Source organism: Actinosynnema sp. NPDC037264, from assembly GCF_055603705.1.
Genome location: NZ_JBVJVK010000028.1, coordinates 19,059 through 40,202 on the forward strand (window position 1 = coordinate 19,059; position 21,144 = coordinate 40,202).

Genomic DNA, 21,144 nt, shown 5'->3' on the forward strand with positions numbered 1-21,144 from the left:
TGTTCCCGCCGCTCGGGAATCCGGTCCGGCCCTTTTACTGGAGCGTGCACGAAACCCGGTACCGAAAGGAAAGCGAATGAAATTCGCACGACTCCTCGTCACCTTTGTCGCGACCGTCTCGGCGTTGCTCGTCGCGCCGCTCGCCAACGCGGCCCAGCCCGACACGCAGCAGACGTTCTACGAGATCCAGAGCGATACCGTGACCGACGACGTATGGGACCAGACCAACTGGGCCTGGAACCCCGACTACCCGGTCATCGCCCACCCGCGCCACGGCGGGGACAACCAGCAATGGTATTGGCCCGGTGACGGCACCATCAGGAACAAGCAGTACGGATGGTGCGTGACCTCGATCGAGGGTACGTTGGCGGGCCGGGACTGCGGCGCCTACCCGAATCAGGAGTGGGACCTCTCTCCCCGTGACAATTGGCGCGTCTGGAAGGTCGAACTGAGGGGCACCAATCTCTGCGTCACCCACAACGGCACCTACAACGCGCTGATCCTCACGAGGTGCGAGGAGGACCGGGTCGACCAGTTGTGGCACCTCATCGAGCGATAGCCGAAGGCACTCGGCTCACCCCACCGGTCCATTGGTGACAGGTGTCCCCGATTCGCCGACCTCGATACCGGGAGACCACCACCCGCCGCGGGTTCCGCACCGGAATCGGCCGGGAATGTCTCCCGGAGGGGCCTGAGAGCGAGAAGCCCGGCGCGCTGGGAAACCAGGCGCCGGGCTCCTTCGGGGGAGGGGGGTCTTCAGTTGTCGGACGCCGGACAGGGGTTCGGCGCCCGGGCTCTCAGCGGCCGAGACCGGCGATCAACGCCACCGCGTCCTCGCAGGTCGGGGGCAGCTCCTCCACCCAGACCTCGACCGGGCCGGTCGGCGCGACGTGGGGGTCGACGGCCAGCCGGTCCGCGGCGAGCACCCGCAGGTTGAGCACGGCCCGCGGCAGGTGCCGGTCCCGGCGCAGCAGCACGCACGCCACCGACGACCCGATCGAGGCCACCGTCTCGCCACCGTCGAACACCTCCTTCAGCGCGTCGGCCAGCAGGGTCATCGCCACCACGCGCGACCACCCCGACGTGCGGGTCAGGTCGAGCGCCACGAACACCAGCACGTGGTCCTGGCGGCCGACGGCCCGCGCCTCCGCGTACACCTCGCGCAGCCTCGTGCGCAGGTAGGCGGGCGTGGCCAGGCCGGTCAGCGGGTTGTCCGCGGCGCAGGCCGCCGCACGCCTGCTCATCACGTCGCCCCAGCCCAGCGCGGTGGACCGCAGCATCGGCGACGGGATCGCGTCCACCCCCGGCGACACGATGCCCGTCGACCCCGGCGGCTCCGCCAGCACCGCGTGCAGCGCCGCCAGGTCGAGCAGCGTCTCCGCCAGCCCGGCGCCCGCCTCGGCGCGCGCGGCACCCAGCCGGTACAGCGCCGTGCTCACGTCCTCCTGGTCCAGCACCGCCCGGCACACCCCGTCCACCTCGGCCAACGGCCAGTCCGCCGGGAACGCCCAGCCGGCGGCCATCGTGGCCGTGCGCCACCTCGACCGCAGTGCCCGCGTCCCCTCGGCGCCGCCACGCCGTGCGACCGCTTCCCGAACATCCACCCGGATGCCTCCTCGACGTCGGTTTCGCCTACGAGACGTCGCCGCCACTCAGCCATGACGGCATTAAGTCCACCCAGTCGGGGGGTTCTGGGTGACGGTGTGCGACTCCGTAGGTCACACTGACGCCGCGCGAGGAGGGAAGAACACGTGGCGACCGTTCCTGCCGAAGTCCAGGGACCTAGCGATGCGGAGCTGATCGACTCCGTGCGCGCCGGGGACATCGAGGCCTACGGGCAGCTCTACGAACGCCACGTGTCCGCCGCGTACAACCTCGCCCGCCAGCTCTCCAGGTCCTCCGCCGAGGCCGACGACCTGGTCTCCGACGCCTTCGCGAAGGTCCTCGACACGCTGCGGGCGGGCCGCGGGCCCGACTCGGCGTTCCGCGCCTACCTGCTCACCGCGCTGCGCCACACCGCCTACGACAAGACGCGCCGGGACCGCAAGCTCGAGCTGGCCGACGACGTGGCCGAGGTCGCGCCCGAGGCGACCAGCGTGCCGTTCAAGGACACCGCGGTGGCCGGGCTGGAGCGGTCGATGGCGGCCAAGGCGTTCGCCCGGCTGCCCGAGCGCTGGCAGACCGTGCTGTGGCACACCGAGATCGAGGGCCAGTCGCCCGCCGAGATCGCGCCGCTGCTCGGTCTGACCGCCAACGGCGTCTCCGCGCTGGCCTACCGCGCCCGCGAGGGCCTCAAGCAGGCCTATTTGCAGGTGCACCTGGCCGAGACGCAGACCGAGCGCTGCCGCGCCACCGTGGAGCGGCTCGGCGCGTGGACGCGCGGCGGCCTGTCCAAGCGGGAGACCACGCAGGTCGAGGCTCACCTGGACGAGTGCACGGGCTCCTGCCGGGCGCTGGCCGCCGAGCTGGCCGACGTCAACGGCGCGCTGCGCGGCATCATCGCGCCGCTGGTGCTCGGCCTCGGCGCGTCCGGCTACCTCGCCGCGGCCGGCGCGGGCACCGCCAAGGCCGTCACGGTCGCCGCCGCCGCGGGCACGGGTGGCGCGGCCGGCGCCGTCGCGGCCGCGCCGCGCCAGTTCCTCGTCGCCGGAGTCTCGGCCGCCGCCCTGGTGGTCGCGGTGGCGATCGGCCTGGCCTCCGGCGGCGAGCAGGAGGTGCCCGCGGCGCAGGCCGCCCCGGTGGTCACCACGCAGCCGGCCCAACCGCCCCAGCCGCCGCCACCCGTGCCGCCGCCTGCCGTCGTGCCGTCGCCGGAGCCCTCGCCCACGACCGAACCCGCGCCCACGACCGAACCGGCGCCCGCCCCGACCCCGCCGCCCACGACGACACCGCCCGCCGAACCCCAGCCCGAGCCGGCACCCGAGCCCACGCCGCCGAACCTGGTGCCGGTGGTGCCGAGCGGGTTCGTGCTGACGCCCGGCGAGGACCCGGTCGACCTGCCGATCACCGTGCGCAACGCCGGTGAGACGGCCTCGGAGCCGGCGAGCGCCGCCCTCGACCTGCCGCCGGGCGTCCGGTCCGTCGGCCCCGCCGACTCGTTCGCGGGCGGGCGGCTCGTCCGGCTCGACGGCGCGGCCGACCAGACCGTGGCCTGCCCGGCCGGCACCGGCACGGTGACGTGCGCCACCGCGCAGGGCATCGCGCCCGGCGGCTCGGCGACGTTCGTGTTCCGGGTGCAGGCCGACCCGGACGCGACGACCGGCCGGATCACCGGCACGGTCACCGCGGGCGGTTCGCTGAGCGTGGCGATCGCGGTCGACGTCGAGGTGCGCCCGGTGCACGACGACCTGGAACTGCTGGTCCACCGGTGGCAGCACGGGCTCTGGGACCCGCGGCTGGACGTCAAGGCCACCAACACCGGCGGCCGGGCGGGCGACCTGCGCCTGGTCGTCGAGTCCGACCGGCACATCACGCTGGTCGCGCTGTGGCCCGGCTGCGACAGGTCCCGCCAGCGGGTGGTGTGCGAGGTGCCGCTGGCGCGCGGCGAGTCGTTCCGGCTGGCCGTCTGGGCGATCGGGTCGCCGCACCGCGAGGGTGTGGTGCGGGTCTCGGCGACCCTCGGCACGGCGGCCGAGCAGGTCGAGGTGCCGATCTCGCTGCGCCCGGGCCAGCCGCACGAGCCCGAGCCGCCGGCCGGCACGCCGACGCGGACCACCGCACCTACCACCACCAAGTCGACGCCGCCCACGACGACGACCACCACCACCAGGTCGACCACACCGACGACCACCGAACCGCCGGTGACGACGACGACCGTCCCGTCGGCACCGACCACGGAACCGCCCGCGTCGACCACGACCACGACGGAGCCGACGACCGCCCCGACGACCCCGACCCCGACCACGCCGCCGCCCACGCGCGGCGAACCGTGCCGACCGAGGCCGCCGTGGTTGCCGCCGAGCTGGGACGACCCGTTCCCCGGCCACTGCCGTACCCCTTCGTGATCGTTCGATCACGCGGGTCGGTAGCCTGCCCCGGTGCTGCCACTAGTGCGCAGGGTGCTGGGTCTCCTGCCGGAACCGGTCCGCTTCCTGATCAACAAGCACCGCGAGCTGATCCGGTTCGCCGTCGTCGGCGGCACGACCTTCGTGATCGACAACGGCGTCTGGTACGCGTTGAAGCTGACCGTCCTGGAGGACAAGGTCGTCACCGCGAAGGCCATCGCGGTGCTGGTGGCGGTCATCTCCTCCTACGTGCTGAGCCGCGAGTGGTCGTTCCACACCCGCGGCGGACGTGAGCGACACCACGAGGCCGCGCTCTTCTTCCTGGTCAGCGGCGTCGGCATCGGCGTCAACCTGCTGCCGCTGTACGTCTCGCGGCACGTGTTCGACCTGCACTCGGAGGTCGCCGACTTCGCCGCCGGCTCGGTGATCGGCATGCTCCTGGCCACGGGTTTCAAGTTCTGGGCGATGCGGAAGTTCGTGTTCCCCCAGGCCGACGCGCGGCCGTCGGTCCAGCCGCTGCACGTCGTGGCGGAATCCCGCGAAGTCGCCTGAACAGGCCTTTCACCCCGCTTTCCGTAGACTGCCGGGGTGTCCGTAGTCGAGAACGTCGTCCTCCGCCTGCCCGAACCGCTGCGCTCCCTGGCCCTCAAGCACCGGGAGCTGCTGAAGTTCGCCGTGGTCGGCGGCACCTGCTTCGTGATCGACACGGTCATCTTCTTCGGCCTCAAGACGATCGTGCTGAGCGAGAACCCGGTCACCGCGAAGATCGTGGCGACGCTGGTGGCGACCATCGTGTCGTACGTGCTCAACCGCGAGTGGTCGTTCAAGACCAGGGGCGGACGTGAGCGAAGCCACGAGGCGGCGCTGTTCTTCCTCGTCAACGGCATCGGCATCGCGCTCAACTCGCTGCCGCTGTGGGTGTCGCGGTACCTGCTGCACCTGCAGGAGCCGCACGTGAGCAGGCTCGGCGAGGAGGTCGCCGACTTCCTCAGCGCGCAGGTCATCGGCACCCTGATCGCCATGGTGTTCCGCTGGTGGGGCTACAAGAAGTGGGTCTTCCCCGAGGCGGACTTCCGGCCGCGCCGCGTGACGCGGGCCTACGACCGCCCGGACGACGAGCAGGCGCCCGGGCACTCCTGACCGGCGGTCAGCGGCCTTCGGCCAGCACTCCCAGCGCGGCGTCGTGCAGGTACCCGTTGCTGGTCAGCACGTTGCCCCCGTCGAACCGCGCCACGCCGCCGAGGTCGGTGAACCGGCCGCCTGCCTCCGTGACCAGCACCTGGAACGGCGCCACGTCCCACGCGTTCACGATCGGCTCCGCGGCCAGGTCGATCGCGCCCTCCGCGACCAGGCAGTGCTGCCAGAAGTCGCCGAACGCCCGGTTCTCCCAGCACGCGTCGACCAGCGCCAGGTACGCCTCGCGCGAGTGGTGCTCGACCCACGTGCCCAGGTGCGTGGTGGACAGGTAGGCGTCGGACAGCTCGCGCACCGCCGACACGGAGATCTCGCGCACGCCCGAAGCGTCCGACGTGTGCGCGCCGCCGCCCGCCGCGGCCCACCACCGACGGCCCAGCGCGGGCGCGCTCACCACGCCGACCACCGGCGCGCCGTCCACGACCAGCGCGATCAGCGTCGCCCACACGGGCACGCCGCGCAGGAAGTTCTTGGTGCCGTCGATCGGGTCGACCACCCACGCCCGGCCGTCGCCCGCCGTGCCGCCGCGTTCCTCGCCCGCGACCTGGTCGTCCGGCGCCTCCAGCGCGAGCACCGCGCGGATCGCGTCCTCGACCGCCACGTCGGCGTCCGTCACGGGCGTGCGGTCGGGTTTGCTCCCCACCACGAGGTCGCGGGAGCGGAACCGGGCGGTGGTGATCTTGTCGGCCTCGTCCGCGAGGCGGAGGGCCAGGGACAGATCTGCGCGGTGGTCGGGCACGCACGGGATCGTGCCACGCCTACGCTGGGAGTCGTGAGCGTGGTCTTGTTGGCCGAGGACGACCCGGCGATCGCCGAACCGCTGTCCCGCGCGTTACAGCGGGAGGGCTACCAGGTGCAGGTGGTCACCGACGGCCCCGGCGCGTTGGACGCCGCCACGCACAGCGGCATCGACCTGCTGGTGCTCGACCTCGGCCTGCCCGGGATGGACGGGCTGGAGGTGTGCCGCCGGCTGCGCGCGGGCGGTCGCGGCCTGCCCGTGCTGATGCTCACCGCGCGGTCCGACGAGGTCGACTTCGTCGTCGGCCTGGACGCGGGCGCGGACGACTACGTGGCCAAGCCGTTCCGGCTGGCCGAGCTGATGGCCCGCATCCGCGCGCTGCTGCGCCGGCGCGCGCCGGGCACGTTGGAGGTCAACGGCGTGCGCATGGACCTCGCCGCCCGGCGCGTCACCGTGGACGGGCTGGAGGTGCAGCTGGCGAACAAGGAGTTCGAGCTCCTGCGCGTGCTGATCCAGCGCGCGGGCCAGGTGGTGCACCGCGACGAGATCCTGTCCGAGGTCTGGAACGACCCGGAGCTCAAGAGCAGCAAGACCCTCGACATGCACATGTCGTGGCTGCGCCGCAAGCTCGGCGACGTGCGCTCGGTGGAGCGCCGCATCGCCACCGTGCGCGGCGTGGGTTTCCGCTTCAACACCGCCGACTGATGCGCAGCCGGATCCTGCGGGCCATCCTGCTCGCCGTCGCGGTCACCGGGTTCGCCCTCGGCCTGCCCCTCGGCTACACGGCGCTGCGGCTGGTGGAGGACGGCGCCCGCACCGACCTGACCGCGCGGGCGCAGCGGATCGCGGCGTCCATCGACGACCAGCTCGCGAGCGGCCGGCAGATCGACCTCGGACCGGTGGAGGTCGGCGTGCCGGAGGGCGGCCACCTCGTGGTGACGTCGGCCTCCGGGGTGCTCGAGTTCGGCCGCCGCCCCGGACCGGACCCGTTGTCGGTGGAGGTGCCGATCGCGCAGCAGGGCACGGTGCGGCTGGAGGTGTCGTCCGCGCCGATGCACACCGCGCAGTACCAGGTGGCGGCGCTGGTGGTGCTGCTGGTCGTGCTGTCGGTGAGCACCGGCACGGTGGTGGCCACGGTGACCGCCCGCAAGCTCGCCATGCCGTTGCGGCACGTGGCGGCGCGCGCGGCCCGGTTGGGCGCGGGTGACTTCCGGCGCGACGACCGGCGCCACGGCGTGCCGGAGCTGGACCTGGTGGCCGAGGCGCTCGACCGCTCGGCGGGCGCGCTGGCGCAGCTCGTGCAGCGGGAGCGGGAGCTGGTCGGCGACGTCTCGCACCAGCTGCGCAGCAGGCTGACCGCGTTGCAGCTCCGGCTGGAGGCGTTGGCGCTGCACCCGGAGCCGGACATGGCGGCCGAGGCGCGGGCGGCGTTGGAGCAGGCCGAACGGCTGGCCGAGGTGCTCAACGAGATGCTGGCCGCGGCCCGGGCCGCCCGCGCGGTGGGCGCGGAACCGCTCGACCTCGGCGCGGAGCTGACCGCCATCGCCGAGGAGTGGCGCGAGCCGCTGCGGCGGGCCGGGCGCGCGCTGCGGGTGAGGGTGCCGGACGGTCTGCTGGCACGCGCCACGCCCGCGCGGCTGCGTGAGGCGATCGGCGTGCTGCTGGACAACGCGCTGCGGCACGGCGAGGGCCAGGTCGTCGTCTCCGCGCGCCGTGACGACGGGACGGTGGTCGTGGAGGTCGCCGACGGCGGCGCGGGCGTGCCGGACGAGTTGGCGCACCACATCTTCGAGCGCGGGGTGTCCGGCGGCGGGTCCACCGGCGTGGGGTTGGCGTTGGCGCGCGCCCTGGTGGACGCCGACGGCGGGCGGCTGGAGCTGTCGACCGCCCGGCCGGCGACGTTCGCGCTGTTCCTGCCCGTGCCGAAGGCCGAGGACGTGGTCGGCGTGAGCTGGCGGACCGACCTCACGCCCCGCTAGGCGCGGCCTCCGGCTGGGCTCCTCCGGCCTTGGCGTCCTCAGAGGGCTTGGCTTCCTCGGGCTTGGCCTCCTGGGGCAGCACGCCGACCGCGCCGCGCACGACCTGAGCCCACACCAGGCGGCCGAACAGGTAGTGGCAGGCGACGTCCTCGCTGGTGAACGCGGCCCAGTCGTACCGGTTGCCCTGCTCGCGCCAGAAGACCTCGACGCCCTCCTCGGTCGGCAGCAGGCACCACGTGTTGTCGGCCTCCGCGCCGATCGACACGACCTCGGCGGGCACGCCGACCGCCAGCAGCCAGCCCTGGATCGACTCCGCGTTCATGCCATCTCCTCCAGGTAGCCCAGCGCGACCAGGTCGGCGACCGGGTAGGTGGCGCGGAAGCGGGCGCCGCCGCCGGGCTGGCCGAACCACTCGGCGGACAGGGTGAACCACACCGGCAGCACCTTGGCCACCCGGTAGCGGTGGTAGCCCGCGTCCACCAGCGCGGGCGGCAGCGAGCGCTCGGCGTAGGCCGTGCCGAGCTGGGACAGCACCCGGCCCTCCGGCCCGCCGAACCGGTCGAGCTCGACGCCGACCGCGAGCACGCCGGGCTGGCCCGCCTCGTAGCCGCCCTCCGGGAACAGCTCGCCGGGCGGCCAGGCGTACTCGGGCGGGTCGGCGCGGACCAGGAACCGGCGCTCCCAGTCGCGTTCGTGCATGCCCGCCAACGGGTCGTAGCCCGCCAGCAGCACGGGATCGGGCGCGACGCCGGGCGTGAGGGCCAGGCGCGGCCGGTTGACCGCGGGCACCGGGTCCGTCGACACCGGACCGGTCGGCTCCACGCCGGAGAGCCGTGACCGCAGCGCGTCCTGGCTCACCGCGCGCAGGTCGAGGCCGAACTGGGCGGAGGCGTCGACCAGGTGGCCGTCGGGGTGGCCCTGCGGCTCGAAGCGCAGGCCCGCCGCGAACGTCTCGTCCTCCGACGGCGGCGGCAGCTGGCGCGCGGGCTTCGCGCTGGGCGGCGGGAGCGTGCCGCCGGGGAACATGTGCAGCAGGAACAACGCCGCCGCTTCGGTGGTCGGCTGTGCGGTCGCCGCGGCCTTGACCGGTGGCGCGGGCGGGGTGTCGTCGGGTTCGGTCGGCAGGATCGCGGACGTGGCCCCGGCCGGCAGCGGCGGCGCGGTGGTGTCGCGACCGCCGAGCGGGACGGGGACGATCGCGAACGCGAGGTCGCCGTCCTTCACCTGCTGACCGACAGCGGCCAGGGCGTCCTTGAGGCCCTGCTGGACGTCCTTGAGGTCGGTCTTGGCCGAGCTGTCGCCCTTGGCCTGGCCCTCGCCCTTCGGCTGGACCTCCGCCTTGGCCTGGCCCTCGGCCTTCGCGGCGGCTTCGCCCTTGGCCTGAGCGCCCTGGTTCTGGTTCTGGTTCTGGCCTGCCTGACCCTGACCGGAGCCGGACTGGCTCTGGCCCGAACCCTGGCCCTGGCCCTGGCCCTGGCCCGCGGGAGTCTGGCCCGCCGGTGACTGACCGGGCTGGGGTTGGGCGGCTTGGGTGGCTTGGGCAGCGCGCGCTTCGGCCTTCGCCGCCGCCTGCTGACCCGCCTGCTGGCCGGGCGCCTGGGTGTTCGCGGCGGCGTTCGCGGCCGGGTTCTGCGCGACGGCCGCCGCCGCGGCCGCTGCCGCCGCCGGAGCCGCCGCGGGCCCGCCGCCGACGGACGGTCCGCTGAACGACGGTCCCTGCGGCCCGGCCTGGTTCGCGGCCGGAGCCGCCGGCTGAGCCGTCGCGTGCGGCGCTTCGGCGTGCGGGAGCAGCGGACGGTCCAGGACCGCCGCCGACGACTGGTTGACCGTGCCCTCCGGGCGCGTCACGGCGTCCACGACCGGTCCGGCGGCGCCGAGGACGGGGTTCACCACGTTGCCGAGCAGGTTGCCGACCGCGTTGCCCTGACCAGCCCCGTTGCCGGGTCCGTTTCCGGGCCCGTTGCCGGGTCCGTTGCCCTGGCCTGGCGCGTTGTCGGATCGGCCGGGCCCGTTGTCGTGGCCGGGGACCACGGTCTCGGCCACGCTCTGGACCGTCTCCGCCGCGCCCTGGACGGTGCGGCCGACCGTGTCGTCCACCGCGCCGCCGACGTCCTGGACGACCTCGCCCGCCGTGTCCAGCACCGGTTCCACCACGGCGGCCAGCGGCGGCGCGACGGTCTCCACCACGTCGACCACCGGCTCGGTCACCGCGTTCACCGTGTCGGTCACCGCGCCGACCAGACCGCCGACCAGACCGGGCGCCTGGCCGTTGCCCGGGGCCGCGCCGGAGCCCGTGGGCAGCAGGGTTTCCACCAAGCCGGGCGGTTGGGCGCCCGGAGCGGCGGCGCCACCGCCGGCCGGGGCCTCGGACCCGCCGGGCAGCAACCCGTCGAGCAGACCACCGCCCTGACCCCCGCCCAGCAGACCACCACCCAGCAGACCGCCGCCGCCGGGCGAACCGCCTTGGGGCTGACCGGAACCCGGGCCCTGACCGGGGACTGCGTCGGGCGCGTGCACGCCGGGGTTGGCGGCGACCGGTGGCTGGTGGCCGCCGATCTGCACGCCGCTGTCCAACCGCACCGCGCTGGTCAACGTGTCGGTCAGGTGGGCGACGTTCGCCGCCGCGCCGCGCAACGCCGTGTCCAGGCCCAGCAACGCCGTCGGGTGCCCGGCGTTCGCGGCCTGCTGCGCGGCGTCGCTGTTCTTCGCCAGGTTCACCAGCTCGCGCACCAGCTCGACCTTGGCCGCGCCGACCTGCTCGGCCGCGTGGTCCAACCGGTCGGCCGCCGCGTGGCAACCGCGCAGCACGGCGTTCAGCGTGCCGTCCGGCGCGGTGAACTTGTTCCAGTGGCCGCGCGCCGCGTCACCGGTCGACCCGGTCATCGCGGTCAGCGCCTTGCCCGCGGCACCGTCGGACTCGCCCGCCAACGTGGACAGCTTCGCGCCCGCCTCGCGCCACGCGGTGGCGGACGCGCGCAGCTTGTCCTCGTCGGCCTGGGGCCACGACACCCCGGCTTTGGCGGCGACCTCGGCCAACTCGGCCGGCAGCTCGATCCCCATCACGGCCCCCTGAGTCAGATCGCGCCGAGCGCGTTGCGGTTGCCCTCTTCGACTTCGCGGTACGTGCGGGCCGTCTCGGCGAAGCGCTCCCCGACACCGCCGAACCCGGCGCTCAACCCGTTCAGCCCGCCCAGCACCTCGCCGGAGGGCTGGACGTGGCTCGCCGCGAAGCTCTGCCCGATCGCGTCACCGCCCCAGCACTCGCCGATCGAGCCGAGCACGCCGCCCAGCTCGCCCGCGATCTTCCCGGCGCGCTCGGCGAACGCGGCGAAGTCGTCGGCCCCCTCGGCGAGGCGGGCGAGGTCGGTCCGGAAGCCGGTCATCTCGTTCTCCTCGAAGCCTTGGCGTCGACGTCGGTCATCCACTCGCGCTGCTCGAAGTCCTCGTCGTCCTCGGCGGCGGGACGCCTCCGGGTCGGCTGCGGCGGCTGGACCTCCTCGGCACCGATCTCCCCCGGCCGCAGGTCGGCCGTGCCGCGCAACAACGCCTCGGGATCCGTGCCGGCGGGCAGCACCGGGGTCAACGTCCGGTAGGCGTCCTCGGTGGCCCTGGCCACCGCCTCCCGGGTGGTGCCCACGATCAGCTGGGCGAGCTGCGCCGGCCGCAGCCGGTACGCGTCGTCGCGCAGCTCCAGGTCGGTGAGCGTGCCCTTGGCGTCGACCACGACGGTCACCGAGCCGTCGGGACTGGTGGCCGACCCGGAGATCCGGGCCAGGTCGCGCTGCACGGACGCCAGCTGGTCGCGGCTGCGCCGGTAGTCGGCCAGCAACTCGTCCACCTGGGCGCGGTGATCGGTCGTCACGGCCACCTCCGGTCTTCAGCCGTCGCCGGGCATGGTCGTCGGTCGCGCGTTGGACGTTACGACCCCTACCCCGGTTCCCGCCCGTTCCGACGAAATCCCGGTGTGCACGGCGCGGTGCACCGTTCGGGCCAACGCCGAGCCGATCACCGACCGCGGCCCGCCGTACGGCTCGACCGGGCCGTCCAGCGGGCACAGCAGCACGACCGCGTCGGTGACCGTCCCGGTGCCCGGCACGCCCGCCTCGCCCAACGCCTGCGCCTTGGCCTCGGCGACCGTGGCGACCGCGTTGACCAGGGCCGCGTCCGCCAGTCGCACGGGCAGCACGCACACCGCGTTGATCGTGCCGACGTCGGGCAGCCCGTCGGCGGGCGGTCCGGCGGCCCACGTGGGGTGCGCGCCGATCCCGGTCGTCACCCACGACCGCACCCCGCCGTCGGCCTCCAGCACCGCGTCCCGCACGTCGACGGCGGTGAGCAGCCCGGTGCCGGGGCCGCGCAACCCGAGGTCGGCCGCGATCTCGGCGACGTGCGCGTCCGGGTCGAGGCGGGCGTAGTCCTTGGGCACGGTCGCGTTCAGCGCCCAGTGCCGCACGCCGAGGCCGCCGCCGTGCGGGCCGGACGAGATCGCCAGCACCGGCTTCGACAGCCGCCAGAGGAGGACGCCGGGGTGCCGTTCGATCACGTCGCGAGCCGCACGAGCGCCCGGTTCGCGCCGCGGCGCTCCACCAGCTCGAACCCCGCGTCGGTGAACATGCCGAGCGTGCCGTGGTACAGGTCGCCGGAGCCCTTCTTCGCACCGGCGGTGTCCACGGGGTAGCCCTCGACGGACCGCGCGCCGCCGTTGCGCGCGTACCCGACGGCGTGCTCCAGCAACACCGCGCCCAAGCCGCGTCGGCGGGCCGTGCGGTGGATGAAGAAGCACGTCACCGACCACACGTCGGTCAGGTCGTCGTCCACCGGCGCCGCCACCTTGGTGCGCGCCAACCGGGCGTAGCCGAGCCGGGGCGCGACCGCGACCCACCCGACCGGCCGGTCGTCGTCGTCGATCGCCAGCAACCCGACCGGCACACCGGACCCGACGCGGGAGCGCAGCAGCTCCTTGTTTCCCGCCGAACCGTTGGCCCGCATGTCGGCGTTGGTCTGGAGGAACCACGTGCACCAGCACCCGGACTGCGCGCCGTTGGGCCCGAACAGCTCCTCCAGCGACGGCCAGGTCTGCGGTGTCAGCTCGACCACCCGCACCGCGCTACCCCCGCAGCGCCCGGACCACCCGCGACGGGCTCGGCCGGCCCAGCCGTTCGGCCATCCACGCGCTGGTGTCGGCGAGCTTGTCCAGGTCGACGCCGTGCGCCACGCCGAGCCCGTCCAGCATCCACACCAGGTCCTCGGTGGCGAGGTTGCCGGTCGCGGACTCGGCGTAGGGGCAGCCGCCCAGCCCGCCCGCGGACGAGTCGATCGTGCGCACGCCCGCCTGCATCGCGGCCAGCGTGTTCGCCAACGCCTGCCCGTAGGTGTCGTGGAAGTGCACCGCGAGCCGGTCGACGTCGTCGAAACCGGCCAGCAGCGCGGTCACCTGGCCCGGCGTGGCCACGCCGATCGTGTCGCCCAGCGAGAGCTGGTCGCAGCCCAGGTCCAGCAGCCGCTTGCCGACGCCGACGACCTGCTCGCGCGGCACGGCGCCCTCCCACGGGTCGCCGAAGCACATCGACACGTACCCGCGCACCGCCAGGCCTTCGGCCTTGGCCCGGGACACGACCGGGTCGAACATGGCGAACTGCTCGTCCAGCGACCGGTTCAGGTTGCGCCGCGCGAAGGTCTCGGTGGCGCTGGCGAAGATCGCGACGTGGTCCACGCCCGCCCGCAGCGCCCGCTCCAGCCCGCGTTCGTTGGGCACCAGCACCGGGTAGCTCACGCCGGGCCGCTTGACCAGGCCGGCCAGCAGCTCCTCGGCGTCGGCCAGCTGCGGCACCCACTTGGGGTGCACGAAGCTCGTGGCCTCCAGCACCGTGCCGCCCGCGTCGGCCAGCCGGTCGAGGAACTCCAGCTTGACGTCGACCGGCACGACCTCGGACTCGTTCTGCAGCCCGTCGCGCGGTCCCACCTCCCAGATCGTCACGCGGTCGGGCAGACCGCCCGCGCCGACCGTGTCCGGCAGACCGACTTCACGCGCGCCCATCTGTGACCCTGTCCTCCGTCCGGTGGTCGTCGGCCGGGTTGTCGTTGATCTCCCGGTACAGCAGCGAGTGCACCTTCTCCACCCGCGGGATGTCGTCGAACTCCAACGGCTCGTCCGAGGCCGACTCGATGATCAGCGTGCCGCAGCCGAGCAGCCGGTCCACCAGGGTGTGCTCGAAGCGGACGCTGTTGACGCGGCCGAGCGGGATGTCCAGGCCGGTGCGCTTGAACACGCCGATCCGGTACATCACGCGCTCGCTGGTGATGATGAAGTGCGTGGTGCGCCACCGGACGACCGGCGCCAGGGTCAGCCAGGCGACCAGCACGGCGACGATCACCGCGAGCGCGATCCAGGCGATCGACGCCCAGGCGAAGTCGGCCACCTGCACCGCGAGGTAGGCGCCGACACCGACCGCGACGAGCAGCACGAGCACCGGGACGACCAGCGTCTTCCAGTGCGGGTGCCGGTGGATCACGACGTGCTCGCCGGTGCTGAGCAGGTCGTCCGGGTAGGCCACGACGGTCCCTTTCGGTGGCTCGGCTCGCCTCGGGTGCGGCTCGCCTCACCGTACCCGGAGGTGCACCACGTCCCCGGCGGAAACGGAGTGGTCGGCGCCCGCGTGGTCGCGCACCACCAGCGTGCCGTCGGTCTCCAGGTACCGGGCGGTGCCCAGCAGCGACTCGCCCCTGGCCAGCTCCACCCGCACCTGGCTGCCGAGCGTGGTGCAGTGCCGCCGGTACTCCTCGCGCAACGACGGCTCGTCGCCGTCCGCCCGCCGCCACTGCTCCTCCAGCGCGGCCAGCTCGCGCAGCAGCGTGATCGCCACCTCGGTGCGGTCCAGCGGTCCGGCGTGGTCCTCGAGGCTGGTCGGCAGCAGGCCGCCCGCGCCGGGCTCGACGTCCTCGGGCAGCTTCGCCACGTTGAGCCCTATGCCGACGACCACCGCCTGCGCCACGCCCGCGCTGGTCTCGGCCAGCACGCCCGCCGCCTTGGCGTCACCGACGAGCAGGTCGTTCGGCCACTTCAGGGACGCCTCGACGCCGACGCTCCGGGCCGTGCGGACCAACGCCACGCCCGCGAGCAGCGTCACCCACGGCAACCGGGCCGGTGAGACGTTGGTCGGGCGGAACAGCACGCTCAGGTACAGACCGCCGGCGGGCGACGTCCAGCCGCGGCCCCGGCGACCCTGGCCCGCGGTCTGCCGTTCGGCGATCAGGACGGTGCGGTCGTGCGCGCCCCGGCTCGCCGCGTCACGCAGGTCGTTGTTCGTGGAACCGGTCTCGGCGACGACGTCGACCGTCGCGTAGGGGCCGATGAGAGCGGAGCGGAGGGCGGTGGCATCCAAGGTCACGGCACGCACCTTAGGAGCGACGACGCCGGCCCGCAGGGTGCAGTCCGCGGGCGACCGCGGGTCCGCGCCGGAGGTCGCGACCCGCCCCACGCGCTTGTCGGAGCGGTGTGGATCGTGGGGCGGGTCGCGTGGACAAGCCTGCAACCTCCACCGCGCTGGAGGTCAACTCCGGCGTCCAGTGACCTGGGCTACTACGCCACGCGCGGACGTTACCGGCTGGTTAAGCTGCGGCGCTATGAGCAGTGCGACCGCCCCCGACGGCGAGGAGCCGGACGTCCACACCACGGCCGGGAAGCTCGCGGACCTCTACCGGCGCAACGAGGAGGCCGTGCACGCCGGTTCGGCGCGCATGGTCGAGAAGCAGCACGCCAAGGGCAAGAAGACGGCCCGCGAGCGCATCGGGCTGCTGCTGGACCCCGGCTCGTTCGTCGAGCTGGACGAGCTGGCGCGCCACCGCTCGACCAACTTCGGGCAGGAGCGCAACCGGCCCTACGGCGACGGCGTGGTGACCGGCTACGGCACCGTCGACGGCCGCCCGGTGTGCGTGTTCAGCCAGGACGTCACGATCTTCGGCGGCTCGCTCGGCGAGGTGTACGGCGAGAAGATCGTCAAGGTCATGGACCTGGCGATCAAGACCGGCCGGCCGATCATCGGCATCAACGAGGGCGGCGGCGCGCGCATCCAGGAGGGTGTCGTCTCGCTCGGCCTCTACGGCGAGATCTTCCGCCGCAACGTGGCCGCGTCCGGCGTCGTGCCGCAGATCTCGCTGATCATGGGCGCGAACGCGGGCGGGCACGTCTACTCGCCCGCGCTGACCGACTTCGTGGTCATGGTCGACCAGACCTCGCACATGTTCATCACCGGCCCGGACGTGATCAAGACCGTCACCGGCGAGGACGTCGGCTTCGAGGAGCTCGGCGGCGGGCGCACGCACAACACCAAGTCCGGCAACGCGCACTACCTCGGCGACAACGAAGAGGACGCCATCTCCTACGTCAAGGAGCTGCTGTCCTACCTGCCCGCCAACAACATGTCCGAGCCGCCCGTCTTCGACGCCCCGGACGACGTGGTGCACGGCTCGGTCGAGGACTCGATCACCGACGCCGACCGGGAGCTCGACACGCTCATCCCGGACTCCGCCAACCAGCCGTACGACATGCACGAGGTCGTCACCCGGGTGCTGGACGAGGGCGAGTTCCTGGAGGTCCAGCCGCTGTTCGCGCCGAACATCCTGGTCGGCTTCGGCCGGGTGGACGGCCACTCGGTCGGCATCGTGGCCAACCAGCCGACCCAGTTCGCGGGCTGCCTGGACATCGACGCCTCGGAGAAGGCGGCGCGGTTCGTGCGGACCTGCGACGCGTTCAACATCCCGGTGCTGACGTTCGTGGACGTGCCCGGCTTCCTGCCCGGCACCGACCAGGAGTGGAACGGCATCATCCGGCGCGGCGCGAAGCTGATCTACGCCTACGCCGAGGCGACCGTGCCGCTGGTCACCGTGATCACCCGGAAGGCCTACGGCGGCGCGTACGACGTGATGGGTTCCAAGCACCTGGGCGCGGACATCAACCTGGCGTGGCCGACGGCGCAGATCGCGGTCATGGGCGCGCAGGGCGCGGCGAACATCGTGCACCGCAAGGCGCTGGCGAGCGCGGCGGCCGAAGGCGAGGACGTGGACGCGCTTCGGGCCCGTTTGCAGCAAGAATACGAAGATGCCCTCTGCAACCCTTACGTGGCGGCCGAACGCGGCTATGTTGACAGTGTGATCCCTCCCTCTTTCACGCGTTCGTACGTCGCCAGGGCGCTGGCGGTGCTGCGCGACAAGCGCGAGGTGCTGCCGCCCAAGAAGCACGGGAACATCCCGCTGTGAGCGCCGCGCCGCACCTCCGGGTGGTGCGAGGCAACCCGGACGACGTCGAGTTGGCCGCCGTGACGGCGGTCGTGGTGGGCCTGGCAACGGCCGGCGGTCCCACCGAGGACGACGCACCGCGCCGGTCGGCGTGGTCGGACAAGTCCAGGCAGGTGCGACGACCTCTGCCGCACGGCCCCGGCGCGTGGCGGGCCTCGACCCTGCCGGGCTGATGTGCTGTGTTGGATAGCCGCTGCTCCGCAGACGGCGGCTCGGACGCCCGGAAGTCGGTCGTTCGCGCCCTGATTACCCGACGATCGAAGAGCGTGATCGCCGGGTAATCAGGACTCGAACGACCGACGCGTCCTCGCGTGGTGGTCAACCGTGCCCGCGACGCCGGCGAACGCCGCCGGTGGTTCCCGGCTCGGGCTAGCACTCCACGCGGCGGGAGTTGACCTGGGCGCCGTCGCCGAGCACCGAGACCTCGCGGCAGCGGGTGCCGTCCGGCACGTGCAGGCGCACCCGCATCCACATGGTGCCGACGCCGACCCGCGCCTCCAGCACCTCGACGCCCTTCGCGGCCACCGCCGAGGGCACCTCGTCGAGCCGCCGCAACGCCCGCGCGATGGACGTCACCTGGTCCATCACCTCGGACTCGACGCGGTCGCTGCCGTTCGCGAACGGCCAGAACGGCACGCCGTACCCGACCGGGTCCGTCGACACGACCCGGCCGGTCAGGACGAGGACCAGGACGGCCGGCGCCGCCCAGAGCCACCGGTACCGGCCTCGACCCCGGTCGTTCCGGCGGACCACCAGAGCCAAGCGCTGCACAACCCCGAGGCTGCCGAACCCCGTGACGGCGCGCATCGGTAGTTCTACGCACCGCGTGCGCCACGGCCTCCCGAAGTCACCTGATCAGGGGTTTCGGTTCGGGATCGCGCACGAGTCCCGCGGCGCCCACCACCCGGCCGCCTTCCGTTCGGGCGTCCGCGGGCCGCGCCCTAGGCTGGACGTCGTGCGCTTCGTCCTCGCCTCCCAGTCCCCCGCCCGCCTGGCCGTGCTGCGTGCCGCCGGCGTCGAGCCGGTCGTCCGCGTGTCCGGCGTCGACGAGGACGCGCTGGCCGCCTCCCTCGCCGACCCGACCCCGGAAGAGCTGGTCACGGCCCTGGCGACGGCGAAGGCCGAGGCGATCGCCCGGGACGAGGACGACGACGCGGTGATCGTCGGCTGCGACTCGATGCTGCGCACCGCCGACGGCGAGGTGCACGGCAAGCCCGGCACGGTCGAGGTCGCGCGCGAGCGCTGGAAGAAGATGGCGGGCACCACCGGCACCCTGCTGACCGGGCACGCCGTGCTGCGGATGAGCGGCGGGCGGGTGGTGGCCCGCGCGGTCGGGCACGAGACGACGCTGGTCCGGTTCGGCCGCCCCACCGACGACGAGCTCGAGGCGTACCTCGCGACCGGGGAGCCGCTGGGGGTCGCGGGCGCGTTCACGCTCGACGGCCTGGGCGGCTGGTTCGTGGACGCCATCGACGGCGACCCGTCCAGCGTCATCGGCATCAGCCTGCCGCTCACACGCGGGCTGCTGCGTCAAGTGGACGTCGCGGTGTCCGACATCTGGTAGCCGTTGTCACATTTTCCCTGATCCGGGAAGCTCGACGAAGGGCTTTCGCGTTGGGGGAGCTGTGGGTGAACTGCTGACGCGCCGCCGTCACATCGACTTCGGGCGCAGGACGAACACGGGTTGTCGCGGCTGACGCCGCCCCCGTCGTCCACCCCTGCGCAGCCAACCCGGAGCAGTCGTGTCGTTCGTCCGCAGTTACAAGAAGCCGAAGGTGTTCGGCTTCACCGTCCTCGCCGCGCTCGTCCTCGGCGCCCTGGCGGGGTACGTCGCCAAGAGCACCGGCCAGGAGTGGCTCACCACCACCCTCGGTTCGATCGGCGACGTCTTCACCAGCCTCCTGCAGTTCACCGTCATCCCCCTGGTGTTCACCGCGATCGTGGTGGGCATCACGAGCCTGCGCAGGCTCGGCAGCTCGCGCGCCGCGCGGCTGGGCGGGAAGACGCTGCTGTGGTTCGCCATCACCTCCCTCATCTCCGTGCTCATCGGCCTGGCCATCGCGTTGATCTTCAAGCCGGGCACGGGCGTGCAGGTCGAGCCGTCCGCGGCGGCGGTGGAGAAGCTCGCCGCCCGTGACCCGGGCTCGTGGGGCACGCTGCTGGAGACCTTGATCCCGTCCAACCTGTTCAGCGCCTTCACCGAGGGCGAGGTGCTCCAGGTCGTGTTCGTCTCGGTGCTGGTCGGCTTCGCCGCGTACGCGCTGGGCGAGAGGGCCACGCCGTTCGTCGCGCTGACCCGCTCGGCGTTCGACCTGATCCAGAAGATCGTCGGCTGGATCGTGCTGCTCGCGCCGATCGGCGTGTTCGGCCTGATCGGCACGGCCTTCGCGACGTACGGCAACTCGTTCGTCCAGCCGCTGTTCTCGCTGATCGCCTCGGTGTACGGCGGGGCGCTGCTGGTGCTGTTCGTGGTGTACCCGCTGCTGCTGCGGTTCGTCGGCCGGGTGTCGCCGGTGACGTTCTTCGCCAAGGCGTGGACCGCGATCCAGTTCGCGTTCGTGTCCCGCTCGTCGGGCGCGACGCTGCCGTTGAGCAGGCAGACCGCCGCCAACCTCGGCGTGGACGACGACTACGCGTCGTTCGCCGTGCCGCTGGGCACGACCACGAAGATGGACGGTTGCGCCGCCGTGTACCCGGCCGTCGCCACGGTGTTCATCGCGAACCTGTTCGGCGTGCAGCTGGGCGTGTGGCAGTACGTGGCGATCGTCGCGGTCGCCGTGTTCGGCGCGCTGGCCACGGCGGGCACCACCGGCTGGTTCACCATGCTGACGCTGACCCTGGGCGCGGTGAACATGCCGCCGGAGGTCATCGCCACCGGTGTCGCGGTCGTCTACGCGATCGACCCGATCCTGGACATGGTCCGCACGGCCACCAACGTGACCGGCCAGATCACCGTCCCGGTCCTGGTCGCCCGCTCCGAGGGCCTGCTGGACGACGAGGTCCTCAACACCCCGAGCGACCCGCCCCTGCTGACCACCACCCCCACCCGCGAGCCCGTCCCCGCCTGACCGCTCGACCCACCCGACCTGGACGTAGGACACGCTCGTTCGCGAGTCCTACGTCCAGGTCGCGCGCGTCCTGCGTCCGGGACCCCTCACGCGCCGCAGTGGCGCAGGTCGGACGGGTCCGGCGTGACGGTGGGCCAGCCCGGCAACGACTCCGCCTCGCGCACGACCGGCGTGCACCCCAGCTCGCCGCCGTTGCTGGCGATCGAGAACACCTGCGCGAACCACCGCGAGCAGTCCACGCCCGCCTGGCACGCCCGCTGCACGGCCACCACGTCCGCGACCGCGTCGTGGTCCACGTCGTGCAGCGCCAAGTACGCCCCGCTGGCCACGTACGGCACCTGCGCCCGCGACCACGCGCCCGACCTGCGCACCAGCACCTCCCCGAGCACCTCGCCGCCGACCTCGCCGCGAACCAGGCACACCGCGACCTCGGCGTCGACGCACTGCAACGACGATTCGTCGATCCGGGCGCCCGAAGTGGCGATGGTCAACTCGAAGATGTTCGGCCCGGACGCCCCGCTGGTCCTGATCCGGCCCACGCCCTCGCCGACGACCAATTCCACTGAATCGACACCGACCTCCTGTTTCACCACCGAACGGCACGCCGTCGCGCCGCACCGCAATTCGTCCTGCGGCGTCACGGCGTCGGGGTCGGTGGCCGCGGTCGGGCGCAGTGACCAGGCCATGACCAGTCCCGCGACGGTGATGAGCACAGCTGCGCAAGCTGTCAGAAGCGCGGCGGCGGGCGGGCGTGTCACGATTTCCGATTGTTCCACCCAAGCGTGAGCTGTCTCTCGGTCTCCGGGTACTGACGGGTCACTAAACTCCGAACCCATTGCCGCTCAAAGTCCCAGCGTTGCCAGGAG

Annotated in this window: 22 protein-coding genes and 1 pseudogene; 10 read left to right on the top strand and 13 right to left on the bottom strand. The window is 73.1% G+C overall.

The features are described 5' to 3' along the window. Positions 1-76: 76 nt before the first annotated feature. Positions 77-559 carry a ricin-type beta-trefoil lectin domain protein gene (locus ACZ7GX_RS26600; RefSeq protein ID WP_498780461.1) on the top strand — a complete coding sequence of 161 codons (483 nt, stop codon included), beginning with the start codon at positions 77-79 and terminating at the stop codon, positions 557-559. Positions 560-797: 238 nt separating this feature from the next. On the opposite strand, the gene ACZ7GX_RS26605 is transcribed toward ACZ7GX_RS26600, so the two are convergent. Further along, positions 798-1,604, bottom strand: a complete 807-nt coding sequence (locus ACZ7GX_RS26605) for a GGDEF domain-containing protein (RefSeq protein ID WP_498780463.1) — start codon at positions 1,602-1,604, stop codon at positions 798-800. 147 nt (positions 1,605-1,751) lie between these two features. Between ACZ7GX_RS26605 and ACZ7GX_RS26610 the strand changes: the two genes are divergently transcribed. From ACZ7GX_RS26610 to ACZ7GX_RS26620, 3 genes are read left to right on the top strand one after another with little or no spacing between them, the layout of a single operon-like run. Further along, entirely contained in the window at positions 1,752-4,004 is a 2,253-nt protein-coding gene (locus ACZ7GX_RS26610; protein WP_498780465.1) for a sigma-70 family RNA polymerase sigma factor, read from the top strand. Positions 4,005-4,040: 36 nt separating this feature from the next. Further along, positions 4,041-4,556, top strand: coding sequence for a GtrA family protein (locus ACZ7GX_RS26615; RefSeq protein WP_498780579.1), 516 nt, complete (start codon positions 4,041-4,043; stop codon positions 4,554-4,556). 36 nt (positions 4,557-4,592) lie between these two features. Continuing rightward, on the top strand, positions 4,593-5,144 hold the full coding sequence (locus ACZ7GX_RS26620) for a GtrA family protein (RefSeq protein WP_498780467.1): 552 nt from the start codon (positions 4,593-4,595) through the stop codon (positions 5,142-5,144). Between the two features lie 7 nt (positions 5,145-5,151). Here ACZ7GX_RS26620 and hisN read toward each other — a convergent pair whose 3' ends face one another. After that, positions 5,152-5,937: a histidinol-phosphatase gene (hisN, locus tag ACZ7GX_RS26625; protein WP_498780469.1), complete on the bottom strand. Its 786-nt coding sequence runs from the start codon at positions 5,935-5,937 to the stop codon at positions 5,152-5,154. Positions 5,938-5,976: 39 nt separating this feature from the next. Between hisN and ACZ7GX_RS26630 the strand changes: the two genes are divergently transcribed. Continuing rightward, the gene (locus tag ACZ7GX_RS26630) at positions 5,977-6,642 is read left to right on the top strand and encodes a response regulator transcription factor (protein ID WP_053718971.1); all 666 of its coding nucleotides are present in this window, start codon (positions 5,977-5,979) and stop codon (positions 6,640-6,642) included. Further along, complete coding sequence (locus ACZ7GX_RS26635) at positions 6,642-7,916, top strand: ATP-binding protein (protein ID WP_498780470.1); 1,275 nt, start codon at positions 6,642-6,644, stop codon at positions 7,914-7,916. The genes ACZ7GX_RS26630 and ACZ7GX_RS26635 overlap by 1 nt, the downstream gene beginning before the upstream one ends. Positions 7,917-7,989: 73 nt before the next feature. Here ACZ7GX_RS26635 and ACZ7GX_RS26640 read toward each other — a convergent pair. The 9 genes and pseudogenes from ACZ7GX_RS26640 to ACZ7GX_RS26680 all read right to left on the bottom strand — a co-directional run. Further along, positions 7,990-8,238 (bottom strand): annotated as a pseudogene (locus ACZ7GX_RS26640) (hypothetical protein); the annotation flags it as partial. Beyond that, complete coding sequence (locus tag ACZ7GX_RS26645) at positions 8,235-10,976, bottom strand: TNT domain-containing protein (protein ID WP_498780471.1); 2,742 nt, start codon at positions 10,974-10,976, stop codon at positions 8,235-8,237. The gene ACZ7GX_RS26645 and the pseudogene ACZ7GX_RS26640, both read right to left, overlap by 4 nt. Before the next feature lie 14 nt (positions 10,977-10,990). Further along, positions 10,991-11,299 (bottom strand): WXG100 family type VII secretion target, encoded by a 309-nt coding sequence (locus tag ACZ7GX_RS26650; protein WP_498780472.1) that lies wholly within the window; start codon positions 11,297-11,299, stop codon positions 10,991-10,993. Further along, entirely contained in the window at positions 11,296-11,778 is a 483-nt protein-coding gene (locus tag ACZ7GX_RS26655; protein ID WP_498780473.1) for a YbaB/EbfC family nucleoid-associated protein, read from the bottom strand. Before ACZ7GX_RS26655 ends, ACZ7GX_RS26650 begins: the two co-directional genes overlap by 4 nt. Before the next feature lie 15 nt (positions 11,779-11,793). Next, positions 11,794-12,459, bottom strand: a complete 666-nt coding sequence (locus tag ACZ7GX_RS26660) for an adenosylcobinamide amidohydrolase (RefSeq protein WP_498780475.1) — start codon at positions 12,457-12,459, stop codon at positions 11,794-11,796. Next, positions 12,456-13,013 carry a GNAT family N-acetyltransferase gene (locus ACZ7GX_RS26665; RefSeq protein WP_498780477.1) on the bottom strand — a complete coding sequence of 186 codons (558 nt, stop codon included), beginning with the start codon at positions 13,011-13,013 and terminating at the stop codon, positions 12,456-12,458. The genes ACZ7GX_RS26660 and ACZ7GX_RS26665 overlap by 4 nt, the downstream gene beginning before the upstream one ends. Positions 13,014-13,023: 10 nt before the next feature. After that, entirely contained in the window at positions 13,024-13,953 is a 930-nt protein-coding gene (locus tag ACZ7GX_RS26670; protein ID WP_498780479.1) for a hydroxymethylglutaryl-CoA lyase, read from the bottom strand. Then, complete coding sequence (locus ACZ7GX_RS26675; protein ID WP_498780481.1) at positions 13,940-14,470, bottom strand: PH domain-containing protein; 531 nt, start codon at positions 14,468-14,470, stop codon at positions 13,940-13,942. The genes ACZ7GX_RS26670 and ACZ7GX_RS26675 overlap by 14 nt, the downstream gene beginning before the upstream one ends. A gap of 45 nt (positions 14,471-14,515) precedes the next feature. Beyond that, on the bottom strand, positions 14,516-15,304 hold the full coding sequence (locus ACZ7GX_RS26680) for a biotin--[acetyl-CoA-carboxylase] ligase (protein WP_498780482.1): 789 nt from the start codon (positions 15,302-15,304) through the stop codon (positions 14,516-14,518). A 235-nt stretch (positions 15,305-15,539) separates the two neighbouring features. Here ACZ7GX_RS26680 and ACZ7GX_RS26685 point away from each other — a divergent pair, with 235 nt between their 5' ends. Together ACZ7GX_RS26685 and ACZ7GX_RS26690 are read left to right on the top strand one after the other, a co-directional pair. After that, positions 15,540-17,171 (top strand): acyl-CoA carboxylase subunit beta, encoded by a 1,632-nt coding sequence (locus tag ACZ7GX_RS26685; RefSeq protein ID WP_498780483.1) that lies wholly within the window; start codon positions 15,540-15,542, stop codon positions 17,169-17,171. Beyond that, positions 17,168-17,383: an acyl-CoA carboxylase subunit epsilon gene (locus ACZ7GX_RS26690; protein ID WP_498780485.1), complete on the top strand. Its 216-nt coding sequence runs from the start codon at positions 17,168-17,170 to the stop codon at positions 17,381-17,383. Before ACZ7GX_RS26685 ends, ACZ7GX_RS26690 begins: the two co-directional genes overlap by 4 nt. A 196-nt stretch (positions 17,384-17,579) precedes the next feature. On the opposite strand, the gene ACZ7GX_RS26695 is transcribed toward ACZ7GX_RS26690, so the two are convergent. Further along, a complete protein-coding gene (locus ACZ7GX_RS26695) occupies positions 17,580-17,981 on the bottom strand; it encodes a hypothetical protein (RefSeq protein ID WP_498780487.1) in 402 nt (133 codons plus the stop codon). A 184-nt stretch (positions 17,982-18,165) separates the two neighbouring features. On the opposite strand from ACZ7GX_RS26695, the gene ACZ7GX_RS26700 reads away from it, so the two are divergent. Further along, positions 18,166-18,774: a Maf family protein gene (locus tag ACZ7GX_RS26700; protein ID WP_498780488.1), complete on the top strand. Its 609-nt coding sequence runs from the start codon at positions 18,166-18,168 to the stop codon at positions 18,772-18,774. A 178-nt stretch (positions 18,775-18,952) separates the two neighbouring features. Beyond that, entirely contained in the window at positions 18,953-20,278 is a 1,326-nt protein-coding gene (locus tag ACZ7GX_RS26705) for a dicarboxylate/amino acid:cation symporter (RefSeq protein ID WP_498780489.1), read from the top strand. A gap of 86 nt (positions 20,279-20,364) precedes the next feature. Here the strand turns inward: ACZ7GX_RS26705 and ACZ7GX_RS26710 are convergent, their stop codons facing one another. Then, the gene (locus ACZ7GX_RS26710; protein ID WP_498780491.1) at positions 20,365-20,991 is read right to left on the bottom strand and encodes a hypothetical protein; all 627 of its coding nucleotides are present in this window, start codon (positions 20,989-20,991) and stop codon (positions 20,365-20,367) included. Positions 20,992-21,144: the final 153 nt, after the last annotated feature.

Bases quoted from the DNA above. Each gene is read 5' to 3' on its own strand.
- ACZ7GX_RS26600 (WP_498780461.1), top strand. From the start codon at position 77: ATGAAATTCGCACGACTCCTCGTCACCTTTGTCGCGACCGTCTCGGCG.
- ACZ7GX_RS26635 (WP_498780470.1), top strand. From the start codon at position 6,642: ATGCGCAGCCGGATCCTGCGGGCCATCCTGCTCGCCGTCGCGGTCACC.
- ACZ7GX_RS26645 (WP_498780471.1), bottom strand. From the start codon at position 10,976: ATGGGGATCGAGCTGCCGGCCGAGTTGGCCGAGGTCGCCGCCAAAGCC.
- ACZ7GX_RS26650 (WP_498780472.1), bottom strand. From the start codon at position 11,299: ATGACCGGCTTCCGGACCGACCTCGCCCGCCTCGCCGAGGGGGCCGAC.
- ACZ7GX_RS26670 (WP_498780479.1), bottom strand. From the start codon at position 13,953: ATGGGCGCGCGTGAAGTCGGTCTGCCGGACACGGTCGGCGCGGGCGGT.
- ACZ7GX_RS26685 (WP_498780483.1), top strand. From the start codon at position 15,540: ATGAGCAGTGCGACCGCCCCCGACGGCGAGGAGCCGGACGTCCACACC.